Below are 15862 nucleotides of genomic sequence, written 5' to 3'. Positions count from 1 at the left end.
CTTCCTATGATGATTCGTAGAGGTGTGCTTGCTTTTATAAGAGCCATCAATAATGTGCTTTATTCTCACTTTAGATAAATTGATTGATAACATCAAATATTATTTTGATTCAAATTGATAAATTCAAGTGATGGAAAAATCTTTTTGGATGGGAAACGATCGCTGATTTTTTTTGGTTATATCAGGGACATAGCACCCATCAATAATTTCGAGTTTTCCGAGTAGGTGCGACGCCGATAGCGAGTATTCGAGCGTCATAGCCCGTCATAGGCGATCGATCGCCTCATACCTAATTGGAAAGCATTGCCAGACTGGGTAAAAGTCGATATGATTCACTTTTAATCAAGATAGAGAGTCCCAAGTAAATTAAGACAAAGGGGAAGATTTTCCGACCATAGCGAGTTAAAACAGGAGTCATCAGAGGATTACGAGTCAGATTGTAAGAGAGTAAGCACCACGCCCCAACAGTGAAATAGCAAACACATACAATTACACCTAAACTTGGAAGATTACTACTGGCAAACAACGGTACATAGATTCCGATGTTATTTCCTCCATTGGCAATGGTGACAGCAGAAACGCGGTAAGTTTGCGGATCGCGGATGGTTGCTAATAGTGATTTCTTCTGGCGTCCAGATTTGACAGGAGAGATTAAGTCAATTGATACAGCTTGCACTGTCTCTTCCTGTTGTTCTCGACTGATGAGATTACTGATACCAATGGCGACGGGAAGCAAACCTAGCAAACCAATCCAGGTGGTTGGAATAATCATACCGCCGAAGAAACCAGGGAGACTAGCAAACACTAAGGCAGTGAATCCCAGAAATTCACCGAGAACAATATGCTTAGGACGAAAGCTGCGGTTGACTTTTCCGAAAAAAGCTGTCAAGTATAAATTGTCGTCAAAGGTGGTTGCAAAAGCGGCAGAGATTCCAATAATTAATGTACTAATTAGCCAAGTCATAATTGTTACTCACAATAATTCAATGCTGTTTGTCTTAATCCTTCTCTGCTTCTCAATGTGAGGGCATAGAAGGAGGTTTTGTGACTGTTTTAGTTAACGACAACCGATCAAGGTTCGCTAGTCATTAGCTAATTACGCAATTTTTAAAGGCGATGCCTACGGCGATAAACTACGCCTCTAATCAAATTGGTGATTTATTTTCTCAGCAAGGTACCTTGGGAGCTCATGAACTGAATATTACGGCTTTAAACTAAATAAGAGCAAACACTCTTGTTTCTTAAAAGGATAAATAAAACTGATTGACAATTTGACTATATATTTTGCTCGTTCCCATGCAGAGTATGGGAACGAGAGACGAGAGAATACGCAATACTGAGCTATTGTTTGAGAAGCTTTGTATTTAGTATCGCTTTCATTAAAGAGATACTAAGTACAGAACACCATAAAAAGGGTATGGAATTTAATCATTCGTAGGTTGGGTAGAACGTTCGCGTAGCGTCCCGTAGAGAAGTGAAACCCAACATCAAGTCTGAATATTTCCAAACCCCTTTTACGGTGACGTGTACTAAGTGGTTTTATGTCGGTAAAGTTTAAGATATTCTTGACGGCTAGCGTTTAACATCGGTTAATATGACTAATTGCGCTCTAGCTTCAGTTTTAAAATTTACAGTAATGTTTGATATTTAACTTGTAATTATGCTAACCAGTGTTGACCGTTTATTATTTGTCCGGCGAGTCCCGATTTTTAAGGAATTGCGGGATGATTTTATTGTGCGGCTCACTTCAGTAATGAACGAATTGTCATTTCCAGCTAATTACACGATCTTTCGACAAGGAGAAGAAGGGCGATCGCTCTATATTGTTGTGTCAGGTCGAGTTAAAGTTCACATTGGGAATAAACTACTTGCAGAGGTGGAGCAGGGAAAATACTTTGGTGAGATGGCAGTCTTTGATACTCAACCTCGTTCCGCTACTGCAACAACTCTGGAACCTTGTGAATTTTTAGAACTGACGCAAGAGCAACTTTATGATGCGATCGAAGAAACTCCTGAAATTGCGGTGAATATCATTCGTGAGTTATCCCGTCTGATTCGCAGATTGAATGACGATATGAGTGTAACAAATTCCCCACGGACAAATCCGGGGGTTTTTAGCAGAGAGTGAGAAATAGCGGTTTGGTTCTTGTGTAGGTTCCAAAACACTACTAAATAGAGTTTCGCGTAAAAGCGTAGCGTTTTTACAGCAGAATTCAAGTATTTGAACCACATATGTTCTAAGGGCAAAGCATTGCTCATAGGTGTCAACTTAGCGTGAAAACCTGCCTAAAACCAGCTTTTAGATTGTCTCGTTCCCAGTCTCCGACTGGGAATGACGTTCTAGAGGCTCCGCCTCCCTTGCTGGCGGCAGAGCCGCCAAGAGCAGCATTTAGCCAGTGGCTAGAAACAAGGTTTTAACGAGGTTTTAAAAGGGTTTGCGCTTAAGTTGACACGTATGAGCATTGCTGTGCCCCTACCGCGTAGTCTATAGCGGTTCTCGCTTGAGTGAGGTACAAGAACCCCACCCCCAACCCCCTCCCCGCAAGCGATGAGGGGGCTATGATGTACCTCATGTGGTTAGGAAACGCTATATTTACCTGAAAATAGCTGTAATCCAAAGGAACGCATTAACATTTTAAAGGAATGCAAGCCGACGCATTAACAATGCAAGCCAATGCATTAACAATGCAAGCCGATGCATTAACAATACAAGCCGATGCATTCACAAGGCAAACTAATGCATTCACAATGCAAGCCAATGTATTAACAATGCAAGTCAATGCATTAACCCAACCTACAAATATTTTTAACCGAGCAGTATTGATGCTGTACTTCCTGAAGATGCTACTTTTAGACATTCTTTAAGAAACTGCTGGGGAATTTCTCCACTTTCTCCCCAATGCAGATGAACATAAGAAGCATGAACATTTGCAGGTAAACCCCATCCCTCGCATCCCATATTTTCGTCACAATCGTAGCGAGAAGTTTCAAACAGGGGCTGACTGGGAATTAAGGTTAAATGGGAACGATGAAACTCATGCCCGTAAACAGTTGTATTTGCCTTCACTAACAGATTATCTTGCAAAGCTACTGCACGACGATAGCCCAAAGTTAAACGTCCACCCATCACAGCAGATGTCGGTAAAACTCCCGCCATCGGCCAAGATTTTCCCTCAAAATCGATAATTTGCTCACACAAATACATCAATCCTCCACATTCGGCAACTGTAGGCATTCCTTTAATTATTGCCGTTTTCACTGCATGACGAACGCTGGTATTTTCTGCTAGTTGCTGGGCAAAAACTTCTGGGAAACCACCCCCAAAATACATTCCCTGGACTTCTTTTGGTATGTCAGCATCTTCTAATGGACTCCAGAAAACCAGTTCTGCGCCAAGCTGTTGCAGCAAATCAAGATTATCTTGGTAGTAAAAATTAAAAGCGCGATCGCGGGCTACTGCAATCCTAACTGAGGACGAGGGAAATGAGGGGAATAAGGGAGAATGGGGAAGCGGTTCGGATTTTAACAAAGGTAATAAGCGTTGCCAATCGAAACAAGTATCTCCTAAATCGGCGAGGCGATCAATTAAAGCATTGAGTTCAGGAAGCTCTGCTGTAGGAACTAAACCCAAATGGCGATCGGGAATTGTGATGTTATCTTGACGCCGCAGCACGCCAAAAATGGGTAATTGTAAGGGTTCTAGGGAATCTTTGAGTAGAGAGAGATGGCGATCGCTTCCCACGCGATTTAATACTACCCCAGCTATTTTAATTCGAGAATCAAAAGACTGGTAGCCGTGAGCGATCGCAGCTACAGAACCAGATAAACGACTGCAATCAATCACCAACACCACAGGTAAATCTAAAAGCCGCGCGATGTGTGCTGTACTCGCAAAGTCAGTTGATTTTTGCTTTTCTTGCCCATGCCCAATTCCATCAAATAACCCCATTACCCCTTCCACTAGGGCATATTCACTCAATTGACTATGACGGGCAAAACATTGCTGAACGTAGGCTTGGGAAGTCAGTACTGGGTCTAAATTGCGACAGGCACGACCAGTTACGTGTTGATGAAACATCGGATCAATGTAGTCTGGGCCTACCTTAAAAGATTGCACCAGGCGATCGCGACGACGTAAAGATGCTAAAAGGGTCAGCGTGACTGTTGTCTTGCCTACTCCACTACGTTCCCCAGCAATGACTAAAGCCATAAATAAAACAAATAAGATTTTTATGCAGCAACTATTTGAGTATTACAGCAGAATTCAAGTATTTGAACCACATTTGTCGTAGTAGCACTGTAATGCTGTGCCTTTACTGCGTGGTCTATTTACCTAAAAATAGCTGTAATTAAATTTTGACTGTTAAAATTATTCGGTGTTTAACAACATCTGCAAAAGAGGAACGTTTTATGATCGTTGTTCATCATCTTAACAACTCGCGATCGCAGCGTGTGCTATGGCTGCTCGAAGAATTAGGTATCGAATACGAGATAAAATTCTATGAACGCGATCCAAAGACGATGCAGGCACCAGAGTCGCTGCGTCAAATCCATCCGCTCGGCAAGTCACCAGTGATCACAGATGCAGACCTGACGATCGCTGAGTCGGGTGCGATCGTCGAATACCTAGTTGATCGCTACGGTAATGGTCGGCTAGTTCCAGCATCCGGTACACCGGAGCATCTGCGCTATACCTATTGGCTACATTACGCCGAAGGCTCTGCAATGCCATTGCTGTTAATGCAGGTGGTATTGAACATTTTCGGGGCAGGGGACAGCAGCGTAGTTAGCGGATTCATCGCGCCCCAGATCAAACTTCACTTTGACTATATAGAAGGTGAACTCGGTAAAAGTACGTGGTTTACAGGCGAAGAATTTACCGCCGCCGATATTCAAATGAGTTTTCCCCTGGAACAAATCGCCATGATCCCCAAAGAGGTTGAGAGTCGGCCAAAGCTCAAAGAATTTACCCTGCGTATTCATGCGCGACCTGCTTACAAACGTGCGCTTGAGCGTGGAGGCACATACGACTTATCCTTTCAATGATTTGGGGAAAGCAACAACAAAAGACATCTTCTGCTAAGTACAAAATTTCATCAGTTCATAGCGAATTAAAATTGGCAAAACTCAGCGCCCCTCTGCATTTAAAAAAGCTACAAATTTCGGAAATGTTCTACTAAGTTCAAAGCTTCTCTGGTGAAATCAAGGAAATTAACACTCCCCCGCTAGCCTTACGGTGTAGCGGGGGATTTTTGTTTCTCAGAAACTCGCTTTTTGGCACAAGTACCAAGGAGTTTTGAGGAAATATCAAGTCGTTGAAAGCATCTATATTCCATCAGGTTAACATTAACCAATTATCGGCTAGCTAATCATAAGTATTCATAATCTATACTATGTCTGCTCGTTAGAAGTTTCTGTGTTTAAAAGTATCATAAGCTACAAAGGCTCTAGTATAGGCACAGCCCAACCCAGGCATCGCACTTTGGGAAAAACTTTTTGGTTTACTGTTCATGACCAAACCCCGGTACGAATTACGAAAGCAATTGCAGACTGCTTAAAGTACAAGCGTTTTCGCTTTTCAAGCCTGCAATTCGGCTGAAATCAGTGTGTCCGTGGAAAAATAGCGTGAAACTGCCTTGTTTTTTGCTGATCACTATGTGATACTTTACTTTAACTTAGAAAACAAGATAAATCTATTACAAATAAAATGCAAAAAATCAAGATATCCAAGAGATTTATAACGTGGGTTTTATTAATTGGATCAGCTCTATTGATGTTTGTATTTGTAGCTTGTACTTCTGGTAATCAAACTGTTTCACAAGTACCAGATAAAATAACAATTGCTTATCAACCTGGAATTAATTACGCTAATCTACTTATCGTCAAGCAGCAGCAAATTTTAGAAAAACAATTTCCCAAGACACAATTTCAATGGCAAGAATTATCGAATGGTGCAGCTATTAGGGATGGAATTATCGCTAATCAAATACAAGTTGGTGCAAGTGGCCCTGGAGCCTTTCTCGTAGGTTGGGATAAAGGCGTGGGCTGGAAAATATTAGCTTCACTTAGCTATAGTGAGTTTTGGCTAATAACGAAAAACCCCAATATCAAAAGTATCAAAGATTTTAAGCCAGGAATGAAAATTGGTTTACCATCTCTAGATGGGGTACAGGCAATTGTACTGCGGAAGGTGGCACAAAAAGACTTGGGAAGTCCTACAGCACTTGATCAAAATCTGCAAGTGATTGCTCACCCTCTAGGGTTACAGTCTCTGTTAACTGGTCAAATTGATGCACATTTTACAACACCTCCTTTTGAATTTCAGGAAGTTGAAAAAGGTGGTAGGGTAATTATTAAAAGCTCTGATATTTTTGGTAAGACTAGTATAGCAAGTCTATTTGCGACTGAAAAATTTTACAATCAATATCCTGAGTTTGGTAAAGCTCTGTATACTGCAATTGTGGATGCCACTAAACTTGTGAATGAAAAACCTGATGAAGCGGCCAGAATACTCTCACAAATGGATAGTGGAAAAGTTTCACAGAACCAATATAAAAAGTGGCTCACGAATAAGGCAGTGACATACGGGATTGAGCCAAGAGCCTTCCTCAAATGTGGAGCATTTATGCATGAAATCGGTATGTTAAATAAACAGCCGAAATCAATTGACGAATTGATTTTACCATCACTCAAAGGTGTTGAGGGAGATTAAATTGATGGTTAATTTAGAATCGTTAATATTAGCAAAAAATGTACACATTAGCTACAGCGAAGGTAAGAAGAAATTTACGGCTGTGGAAGATGTTAGCTTTGCTGTGAAACCAGGAGAAAAGTTTGTAATTATTGGGCCATCGGGTTGTGGAAAGAGTACGCTGTTAAAGGCGATCGCGGGTTTTGAGTCTATCAGTAGCGGAGAATTACTGATGTCAGGTAAACGCATCTCTGTTCCCGGCCCAGACAGGATGGTTGTCTTTCAGGATTTTGAACAACTCCTACCTTGGCAGACTGTGGTGCAAAATGTTGTTTATGCCCTTGAGACTACAGGTAAAGCTGCTGGGAAAGCCGCCATTGCTGAAGCTGTAAGATATCTCGACTTGGTGGGAGTCTCAGCAGCTATCAATAAGTATCCCCATCAGTTATCAGGAGGGATGAAACAACGGGTAGCGATCGCCCGCGCTTTGGCTGTAAAACCTCAAGTTCTCCTGATGGATGAGCCTTTTGCCGCTTTGGATGCGCTGACGCGGACTCAACTGCAATACGAACTCAATACTATTTGGCAAAATACAGGGTTGACAATCATTTTAATTACCCATTCCATACCAGAAGCTATTTACCTGGGACATCGAGTTTTAGTGATGACACCAGAACCTGGAACTGTTAAAGAAATTGTTGATACCGCACAGATTAATGACATCAATACTAATAAGTTTGTCGAAGTTGCTACCTATTTAGAAAGTTTACTCAGCAATGATTCCCGTCGTGAGGCTTTTCGAGGATGAAATTTGTGACTCGAACAACAGCAAATCGCGATAAATTTGAGAAGTTATATGCTTCACTCAAAGGCAGTAGTACTTTTAGGCGGGGAGTAATTTTTTGCAGTCTATTGATTTTTTGGCAATTGTATGTATGGGTTGCCCAAGTTCCCGCCTTACTGATTCCTGGCCCAATAGCAGTCTTAGAAGTACTGTGGCACGACTTAATGAGTCAAAAACTGCTGCAAGCAACACTCAGTACTTTGTCCGTGTTATGTATTGGTATGGTCTTAGGTTTGATTTTGGGTACGGCTTTAGCAGCTTTCGCTAAAGTTTTTCGTTTTGGTCAAGATTTGCTAATTGTAATGAGTTCGATGCTGAATCCCTTACCTGCGATCGCTATTTTACCTCTAGTGATGATTTGGTTTGGGTTCACTTCTGTTTCTATTATCGTAGTTACTGCCCATGCTACAACTTGGCCTATTGCCCTGAATACAGAAATGGGACTCAGTACCATCAACCCAACGGTTCTTATGGTGGGGAAAAACCTGGGTCTAGATGGTTTTAGACTGATTCGAGAAATTATGCTCCCTGCTGCATTGCCTCACATCTTAACAGGCTTGAGAACTGCTTGGGCTTTTGGTTGGCGCACCGTGATCGCATCTGAGTTAGTGTTTGGTTCAGGAGGTGCTACTAGCGGTTTGGGATGGGAGATTAATAACAGTCGCTACTTCCTGCAAACCGATCGCGTATTTGCTGGATTAGTGGTAATTGCAATTTTGGGTTTAGCTGCCGATTATATTTTTCGATTAATTGAAATCAAAACAGTGCAAAAATGGGGTATGAAACGTAATTAAACTGTTGGAGTGCGAAAAGCGTGCGATAAACTAATCGACCACTTTTCCTTTTACGACTGATTCTTAGCCAAAGAAGATTAACCCAAATATTAACGAGAAGAAAAGATATACCTACGAATAGTAATCTCAAAACTGGATTTTTATTATTTGTTCTAATTCGATAAATATTTTTGAGCCTATAACTAATTTCAATGCTAAATCCTTTTCGATAATCTTGATAGATGTAATCTAAATTGGTTTAGATATTGTAAGCAACATAAACAAAGTATTAAACTCCATACTTCTTACGTTTCCCCTTTCTATATTTGCAGATAATCCATAAATTCAATGTGACTGAATCATCTTTGTCTCTAGTCAAGTTCTGATGATCAAACAATCAATTTTTTCAGCCAGTATGCTACACATTACTTTCATCATTTCATTTTTTGAAATATTTCAGACTATCATAAGCATTAATTATACTTTTGGTAGCATATAGTACTTCTAGATACGTAAGCTTAATTAGCGTAGGCGCAGCCCAACCCAGGCATCGCTCTTTTGGAAAAACTTTTCGGCTCCATTTAGATAGAAAAACCCTCCAGATTATTGAAATATCCAAAAATCTGAAGAGCTTGTGTTTGATTTTCGCAATTTTGGTAACTTTTATTCTTTGCAGGCGGAGCTAATTATTTGTTTCAAGTTTGAAAATATTCGCTGCCACTCCCAGGCTTTCTTCAAAAAGTGACTCGCGGCCCCAACGTTGCACCTGCTGACTCAGCAATGCTTCTGCCTTTTGTTCCGAAAGTGAAGTCACTTGTTGAAACAAACCGGCCGATTGGGCACCACCGTGGGTTTCCATCCGCATACAACCACCAGTTTCCGAGCAGATTACTGTACCACAGTCTGCCTGCGGATTTGTCGAACTGAGGCGCAAGGCAATCAAGTCCCCCATAATCTCACCCACATCAGCAACCGGGACACCCGCTAACTCGGCTTCTACTTGCCGTTGATCTTGGGCAACGAAGGCAATGCGAGTGATGTCATAATCTCCGATTTCCTTTTCATAGGAAACTGGCTGCCATTCTAGACGACTTGCTAACCAGCCTAAAAATAGCAAAGCTTGAGCGGGGTTGCCTTTTTCGTAATCAATAGTTACTCGATCAACTTCTCTAAGCGCCGCGCGACGGTGAGGTGAGTCGTAGGCTTCGGCTGTCAACTCTTGCCATGCTGAGAGCCGACGCCAGTTCAAGTCAGCCAGGGGAACACCACTTTCTACCAACTCTTGTAGGTGGAGTAAATCACTTTCTGGCTCGTTAAAGCGGCAAGAATCCACAATCACATTATTGCAGACTGCTGCCAGTCGCTTGAATAGACTGTTGTTTGGGTCTGGTGTTGCTTTCCACCAGAGAAACTTTGGTAAGCCGCCAATCAACAGTGCTGGAATCATCCCCCCTATCCGTTCCAAGGCAGCAGCAGTTCCACTGAGAGTTATATATTCGCAGCAGATTAGTGTGCTTGACGATTGCTTTTGGATGGGGCAATAGGCAGAAACTTGAGCCTTCACCCCTTGATCTTCGCCAGCAATGGGAAACAGCGCAATGATGCGGCAGGGGTTGCGGAGGGCGATTTCATCGGCAATTCTGGGGCTTAGGGCATTTAATCTGGGAATACTACCAGAACCATTATCCCCTGTAGCCGCGTTCCCTTGACGTTTGGCGAATTCTTCTCTCAAGATAGCCAGGGTTTGAGATGTTGCGATTCCAGTATTTGGCAGTGCATATTTTATCTGCACTTGCCGCAGCGCAGCTTCCATCTGAGGCCCTAAAATCCCGTCAAGCGGGCCGTTGTAAAATCCCAAAGTGGCCAAAAGATACTGGGTTTCTTCCGGTTCGTAAACCACTAAGGTAAATGTGGTAGCGCGAGTAGCAGCAGGAAGCCCGCCAGTATCGCCACTAATGCCGTAGCTTTGCCAAATTTGATTCAGTTCCGCATCTAATTCGTCAAGCGAAATATCTTTTGGTGCCTGAAGTGAAAAAATTGTAGAAGCTTGGGGAGCCATAGGAAATTTTGGATTTTGGATTTTGGATTTTGGATTTTGAATTCGAGATTTGAGATTTTGGATTAAAAACTGGTAATTTGGTAATTAGTAATTGGTAATAGTTTTTCATATTCCCTATTACCTATTCCCAATTTCGCCCTCCCCAATCTAAAATCTAAAATCTAAAATCTAAAATTTTAGAGTCTGCGCCAGCGACGGCCATCTTGGTTAATTAAGAATTCTGCTTCTGCTGGTTCCCAAGTACCGGCTTCATACTGGGGAATAGTATTTGCGTCGGCGGGTGCATCCCAAACGGAAAGGGCTGGATTTACTATCTGCCAAGCTGCTTCTACTTCGTCCGCCCGTGTGAACAATGTCTGATCGCCCATCATACAATCAAGGAATAGGCGATCGTAGGCATCGGATGTTGCTTGGATGCCAAAGGAACCATAACTAAAGTCCATGTCAACGGAACGGGTGCGGAATTCTGCCCCCGGCATTTTGACATCAAAACGCAAGGAAATTCCTTCATTCGGCTGAATCCGCATCACCAAAATATTGGCGTTTACCTGTTGGGCGGCAGATTGGAACATCCGAGACGGAACTTCGCGGAAGTGAATCGAAATCTCACTGACTTTTTTCGGCATTCGCTTCCCGGTACGCAAGTAGAAAGGAACACCTTTCCAACGCCAGTTGTCTACCAAAAACTTCATTGCTACGTAGGTGGGTGTGGTGGAGTTGGGATCAACGCCTGGTTCTGCCCGATACCCTGGTGCTGCTTGACCCTTCATCCAGCCAGCACTATACTGACCGCGTACTGCTGAACCTGATAGATTGTGAACATCAGCTAAACGAGTAGCTTGTAGTACTTTCACTTTTTCTGTGCGGATACTGTCGGCATCCATTGCGTTGGGTGCTTCCATCGCTGTTAGGCAGTAAAGTTGCATGAGGTGATTTTGCAACATATCCCGCAGTGCGCCAGCGCTTTCATAGTAACCAGCCCGGTCTTCCACTCCCACGGTTTCTGCCACGGTAATTTGTACGTGGTCAACAAATTGACGATTCCACAACGGCTCAAAAATCGCATTGGCAAAGCGAAACACCAGTAAATTCTGGACTGTTTCTTTACCCAAGTAGTGGTCAATGCGGTAAACTTGGTTTTCTTTACAAAATTTCTGTACCACTTGGTTAAGACTTTGGGCAGAAGCCAAGTCCCGACCAAAAGGTTTTTCAATTACTAGACGATGTTTGTAGGGATCTTCTAGCATCCCCAGGCTTCCTAGCTGCTTAATGGCTTCGGGAAAGAATGAGGGGGCAACTGAGAGGTAAAACATCCGATTCCCTCGCGTGCCCCGTTTTTCGTCTAATTCAGTCAATAAGCTTTTCAGTTTCTGGTAGCCTTCGGGGTTGTCTATATCCCCAGGACTGTAGAAGAGTCCTTGAGAGAAGTCTTGCCAGAGTTCCCCTAAATCGACATCGGCATGCGCCTCTTCCATGCCTTTTTGCATCTGTTCACGGAAGTATTCGTGGCTCCACTCTCGACGTGCCACACCGACAATGGTGGTTTCTGGTGGAATACGCCGTTCTCGCCGCAATTTGTAAAGTGCTGGCACTAGTTTGCGCCAGGTGAGATCACCAGAAGCGCCAAAAATAACTATAATCTGGGGTTCGGGCATCCCTTGTTGTTGCAGACCAACGCGCAAGGGATTTTCTAGCAGACTAACCATAGGAATTTTGGATTTTGAGATGGGGCATTGGGGAGCCAGTGCGTTGGGCGGCTTTGCCGACTTGAAGCAACTGGCGTCATTGGGCATTGGGCATGGGGCATTGGAAACGATTTTAGATTTTAGATTTTAGATTTTGGATTTTAGATTGAAGTCCAATCCAAAATCGCAAATCCAAAATCCAAAATTCCCACTCCCTAGCCCCTACACTGGTGACAATACCTTGATCTTTTCTTCTAAAGAGTTCATCAAGGACTGGAAGGGCTGGATAAACTTGTCAATACCTTCGACTAACAGTTCATCCATTACGGCATCGAGATCGATGTTAATGTCGGGATCTTTGAGGTTTTCGATCAGCGTGTAAGCTTTGTCTACATCTGTTTCTAAACGATCGCCTACGTTACAATGATCGGCACAAGCTTTAATTGTCGCTGGTGGTACGGTGTTGACGGTATCACGGCCAATCAACTCTTCGATATACATCACGTCTCTGTAGTTGGGGTCTTTGGTGCTGGTGCTAGCCCAAAGTAGCCGTTGTACTGTGGCCCCTTTTGCTACCAAGGCTTGCCAACGATCGCTCTCGATAATTTTCTTGTATTCTTGGTAGGCAACCTTAGCGTTTGCGATCGCTACTTTCCCTTTCACAGCCAAGAGCTTTGCTTCCACGGCAATATCATCAACGCCTTTTTTCAACTTAGCATCAATTTTGCCGTCAACGTTGCTATCGATCCGACTGAGGAAAAAGCTAGCGACTGAAGCAATTCTACTGATATCCTTACCCTGGGCCACCCGTTTTTCTAAGCCCCGAATATAAGCCCAAGCTGTGTTGATGTAGCTTTCTACAGAGAACAGCAGCGTAATATTGACATTCATCCCTTCGGCTATTACCTGTTCCACTGCTGGTAAACCAGGTTCTGTACCGGGAATTTTAATCATCAAATTTTCCCGATCAATTTCTTGGAAATAGCGTCGGGCTTCGGCTATGGTTGCTTCAGTATCATGGGCAATGGTTGGTGGTACTTCGATACTCACATAACCATCTAGTCTATTCGAGGCTTCATAAACAGGGCGTAAAATATCACAGGCATTACGGATATCTGCAAAAACTAGGGATTCGTAAATTTTCTGTATCGGTGAGCCAGCCCGAACTCCGGCTTCGATATCGGCATCATAAATAACGTTACCAGCGATCGCTTTTTCAAAGATAGCGGGGTTAGAAGTAATCCCAGAGATGCCTTGATTTTCAACCAAGTCTTTGAGTTCCCCTGATTGAATAATGTCACGGGTCAAATTATCGATCCAGATACTTTGACCGTATTGCTTAATTTCTAGTAGATGATTGGTAGCCATAGCTCTAATTTGTTTCACTCCTGTATAGTGATGTTTCCAAGTGAAGTTGACAAAACCCATCAAATTTTGATGGTGACTTTTGAATTGTGGCGTTGCCAATCACTTATCGCATCGGCCAGCTGAGATAATCTTTAATACATCTTTAAGAGGTGCTATTCTCCATTTCCAATCCTAAATCACCATGATTAACTTTTAATTAATGCCATAGGCTAGAGGCATCCTTGATGCTTTTGTCACCGTCTTCTAATTTGTATGGCAATCCAGTTGAAAAAGGTTAAAAAGCTTGTAAATAAAGCCTTATTTTCTTTTGTCTTCTACCTTGGGATACTAATGTCCGTTTTGAGTAAAAGACTCCACTTTTGCGACATCCTCTTTGCTACCAATAATTAAAGGCGTGCGCTGATGCAGTTTTTTCGGCACTACATCCAAAATATCCATCAGTCCTGTGGTAGCACGACCGCCGGCTTGCTCAATCAAAAAGGCGAGAGGAGCGGTTTCATAAAGCAAGCGCAATTTCCCGTCTGGGTTTTGAATTGTACCTGGGTAGAGAAACACGCCGCCTTGAACCAAAAGTCTATGGATGTCGCTCACCATTGCGCCGCTATAACGAGCGGTATAACCTTCTGTGCGATGAACGTAGCGGATATATTCTCGAATCGATTCTTCCCACTGCCAGAAGTTACCTTCGTTCACGCTGTAAACAGAACCGTGGGTAGGAATGCGGATATTTTCTTCTGTGAGAATAAACTCTCCTAAGCTGGGATCAAGGACAAAGGAATGAACGCCCTTACCTATAGTATAAACCAGCATTGTGCAGGGACCATACAAGATATATCCAGCAGCGAGTTGCTTACGTCCGTTGGTGAGGAGGTCAGTTGCCTTGCGATCGCTATCAGTTCCTTCTTGTTGGCGAATGGCAAAAATGGAACCTAAGCTGAGATTAATATCAGTGTTGGATGAGCCATCAATTGGATCATATAGCAGAGTATAGCGTCCAACGGGGCAATTTTCCGGGATGTAATAGGGATTTTCCATTTCCTCAGAAGCAAGGCGACAGACTAAGCCGCTTTGCTTAAACACCGAGATAAACACATCATTGGCATAGACATCCATCTTTTTGACGGATTCGCCTTGCACATTAACTTCCCCAGTAAATCCGAGAACGCCTTCCATTAATCCGGCGCGACTCATGCGACGAGCGACCAGTTTGCCAGCCAGGGCGATGCGATTCATCAGCGCACTTAAATCTTGTGCATCTGGCGAAAAACTCTGAAGTTGTTGTAAAACGTGACGCGATAAGGTTGTACAATCACGATCTAAGGATTTGTCTGTAGCCTCGTAGGTAGATAAGTCTAAAGATTCTGGCGCTTGAGTCATTTTTGTGTTATCCGCAGCCACTAGCTGTTAGTTGGGTTTTAGTTGTGTATGGCAACTTATAATAGTTGCTGCCTCTATCTTAGAAAGGGAATTTGAGAACTTAGATGCGACTTTAGATAAACTAAAGAAATGAATTTTTAGTGACTCCTGCACTCAGAGCCTAAATACGTAGTAATTTGTCTAAGACATCACCAAGATTGCAGTCAGTAATTTACCTAAATCAATAGACTACAGAAGGTAATAAAGTAGAGGTAGAGGTTTAGTCTTCTCTATTGGCAGCGCATGGGTGTAACGCAACTAGGATTTCGTGGAGCGGAATTAATTATGACTGCTTTAACTTTACAATTACCTCCTAATCTCAAATTTACGGATGAGGAATTTGAACAGATTGTTGCTGTGAATAAAGAGTTGCGTTTAGAATTAACTGCTGAAGGAGAATTGGTAATCATGTCACCCACTGGAGGAGAAACCGGAAACCGTAATTTTGATTTGTTAGGTCAACTATGGTTTTGGAACAGTGAAAACAATTTAGGAAAAGCTTTTGATTCTTCTACTGGTTTTAAACTTTCTAATGGTGCAACTCGTTCTCCTGATGCTTCTTGGGTAAAGATGGAACGGTGGGATGCTCTTACACCACAACAAAGAAAAAAATATCTCCCCTTGTGTCCAGACTTTGCAGTAGAATTGGTTTCTGAAACTGATGATGTCGAGGACACTCAAGCCAAGATACTGGAATACTTAGCAAATGGTTTACAACTTGGTTGGTTAATTAATCCCAAAGATAAACAAGTAATCATTTATCGGCCTAATCAAGCACCAGAAGTTTTACAATCTCCTACAAGTTTATCTGGAGAAGATGTTCTTCCTGGTTTTATTTTAAATTTACAGCCAATTTTTGCCTAGATGAATCGTTATTTTGATTGTTAATCCAAGTCCTAATGCCATTCTATAAAGTCCTTCATAATTTTTATATAAGACTTACGCAGAACTACAGGCTGTAGGGGCAATTTAAATCTAGAATTTTCTCAAACGCCTCATCAGCTATAAAAATCTGATATTTATCTT

General features: G+C 42.5%; 13 protein-coding genes and 1 pseudogene. 7 read left to right on the top strand and 7 right to left on the bottom strand.

The window, feature by feature from the left end; translation table 11 throughout:
- Positions 1–289: 289 nt before the first annotated feature.
- Entirely contained in the window at positions 290–964 is a 675-nt protein-coding gene (locus tag V7K31_RS30205; protein ID WP_335100000.1) for a cadmium resistance transporter, read from the bottom strand.
- Between the two features lie 696 nt (positions 965–1660).
- On the opposite strand from V7K31_RS30205, the gene V7K31_RS30200 reads away from it, so the two are divergent.
- Both V7K31_RS30200 and V7K31_RS30195 read left to right on the top strand, forming a co-directional pair.
- Positions 1661–2128 (top strand): cyclic nucleotide-binding domain-containing protein, encoded by a 468-nt coding sequence (locus V7K31_RS30200; protein ID WP_334830660.1) that lies wholly within the window; start codon positions 1661–1663, stop codon positions 2126–2128.
- A 146-nt stretch (positions 2129–2274) separates the two neighbouring features.
- On the top strand, positions 2275–2418 hold the full coding sequence (locus tag V7K31_RS30195; RefSeq protein WP_335099997.1) for a hypothetical protein: 144 nt from the start codon (positions 2275–2277) through the stop codon (positions 2416–2418).
- A gap of 388 nt (positions 2419–2806) precedes the next feature.
- Here the strand turns inward: V7K31_RS30195 and V7K31_RS30190 are convergent, their stop codons facing one another.
- On the bottom strand, positions 2807–4210 hold the full coding sequence (locus V7K31_RS30190; protein ID WP_335099995.1) for a cobyrinate a,c-diamide synthase: 1404 nt from the start codon (positions 4208–4210) through the stop codon (positions 2807–2809).
- A 200-nt stretch (positions 4211–4410) separates the two neighbouring features.
- On the opposite strand from V7K31_RS30190, the gene V7K31_RS30185 reads away from it, so the two are divergent.
- From V7K31_RS30185 to V7K31_RS30170, 4 genes are all read left to right on the top strand, one after another.
- Positions 4411–5046 carry a glutathione S-transferase family protein gene (locus V7K31_RS30185; RefSeq protein ID WP_335099993.1) on the top strand — a complete coding sequence of 212 codons (636 nt, stop codon included), beginning with the start codon at positions 4411–4413 and terminating at the stop codon, positions 5044–5046.
- A 661-nt stretch (positions 5047–5707) separates the two neighbouring features.
- Positions 5708–6712, top strand: a complete 1005-nt coding sequence (locus tag V7K31_RS30180; protein WP_335099990.1) for an ABC transporter substrate-binding protein — start codon at positions 5708–5710, stop codon at positions 6710–6712.
- Positions 6713–6716: 4 nt separating this feature from the next.
- Positions 6717–7499: an ABC transporter ATP-binding protein gene (locus V7K31_RS30175; RefSeq protein ID WP_335099987.1), complete on the top strand. Its 783-nt coding sequence runs from the start codon at positions 6717–6719 to the stop codon at positions 7497–7499.
- A gap of 5 nt (positions 7500–7504) precedes the next feature.
- A complete protein-coding gene (locus V7K31_RS30170; RefSeq protein WP_335099985.1) occupies positions 7505–8329 on the top strand; it encodes an ABC transporter permease in 825 nt (274 codons plus the stop codon).
- 1 nt (position 8330) lies between these two features.
- On the opposite strand, the pseudogene V7K31_RS32015 reads toward V7K31_RS30170, so the two are convergent.
- The 5 genes and pseudogenes from V7K31_RS32015 to fbp all read right to left on the bottom strand — a co-directional run.
- Positions 8331–8687: pseudogene (locus V7K31_RS32015) on the bottom strand (ISH3 family transposase); the annotation flags it as partial.
- A 303-nt stretch (positions 8688–8990) separates the two neighbouring features.
- Entirely contained in the window at positions 8991–10367 is a 1377-nt protein-coding gene (opcA, locus tag V7K31_RS30165; protein ID WP_335099983.1) for a glucose-6-phosphate dehydrogenase assembly protein OpcA, read from the bottom strand.
- Positions 10368–10543: 176 nt separating this feature from the next.
- The gene (gene zwf / locus V7K31_RS30160) at positions 10544–12073 is read right to left on the bottom strand and encodes a glucose-6-phosphate dehydrogenase (RefSeq protein WP_335100547.1); all 1530 of its coding nucleotides are present in this window, start codon (positions 12071–12073) and stop codon (positions 10544–10546) included.
- 201 nt (positions 12074–12274) lie between these two features.
- Complete coding sequence (gene tal / locus V7K31_RS30155; RefSeq protein WP_335099980.1) at positions 12275–13420, bottom strand: transaldolase; 1146 nt, start codon at positions 13418–13420, stop codon at positions 12275–12277.
- 327 nt (positions 13421–13747) lie between these two features.
- A complete protein-coding gene (gene fbp / locus V7K31_RS30150; RefSeq protein WP_335099977.1) occupies positions 13748–14797 on the bottom strand; it encodes a class 1 fructose-bisphosphatase in 1050 nt (349 codons plus the stop codon).
- A 324-nt stretch (positions 14798–15121) separates the two neighbouring features.
- Between fbp and V7K31_RS30145 the strand changes: the two genes are divergently transcribed.
- Positions 15122–15700 (top strand): Uma2 family endonuclease, encoded by a 579-nt coding sequence (locus V7K31_RS30145; RefSeq protein ID WP_335099974.1) that lies wholly within the window; start codon positions 15122–15124, stop codon positions 15698–15700.
- Positions 15701–15862 lie beyond the last annotated feature (162 nt).

Origin of the sequence: Nostoc sp., from assembly GCF_036917675.1 — a bacterium.
GTDB lineage: Bacteria > Cyanobacteriota > Cyanobacteriia > Cyanobacteriales > Nostocaceae > Nostoc.
Note: the sequence above shows the minus strand (reverse complement) of the source record. Positions and strands in the feature narration are given on the sequence as shown.

Bases quoted from the DNA above. Each gene is read 5' to 3' on its own strand.
- V7K31_RS30145 (WP_335099974.1), top strand. From the start codon at position 15,122: ATGACTGCTTTAACTTTACAATTACCTCCTAATCTCAAATTTACGGAT.
- V7K31_RS30190 (WP_335099995.1), bottom strand. From the start codon at position 4,210: ATGGCTTTAGTCATTGCTGGGGAACGTAGTGGAGTAGGCAAGACAACA.
- V7K31_RS30200 (WP_334830660.1), top strand. From the start codon at position 1,661: ATGCTAACCAGTGTTGACCGTTTATTATTTGTCCGGCGAGTCCCGATT.
- opcA (WP_335099983.1), bottom strand. From the start codon at position 10,367: ATGGCTCCCCAAGCTTCTACAATTTTTTCACTTCAGGCACCAAAAGAT.
- V7K31_RS30185 (WP_335099993.1), top strand. From the start codon at position 4,411: ATGATCGTTGTTCATCATCTTAACAACTCGCGATCGCAGCGTGTGCTA.
- V7K31_RS30175 (WP_335099987.1), top strand. From the start codon at position 6,717: ATGGTTAATTTAGAATCGTTAATATTAGCAAAAAATGTACACATTAGC.
- V7K31_RS30180 (WP_335099990.1), top strand. From the start codon at position 5,708: ATGCAAAAAATCAAGATATCCAAGAGATTTATAACGTGGGTTTTATTA.
- fbp (WP_335099977.1), bottom strand. From the start codon at position 14,797: ATGACTCAAGCGCCAGAATCTTTAGACTTATCTACCTACGAGGCTACA.
- V7K31_RS30205 (WP_335100000.1), bottom strand. From the start codon at position 964: ATGACTTGGCTAATTAGTACATTAATTATTGGAATCTCTGCCGCTTTT.
- tal (WP_335099980.1), bottom strand. From the start codon at position 13,420: ATGGCTACCAATCATCTACTAGAAATTAAGCAATACGGTCAAAGTATC.
- zwf (WP_335100547.1), bottom strand. From the start codon at position 12,073: ATGGTTAGTCTGCTAGAAAATCCCTTGCGCGTTGGTCTGCAACAACAA.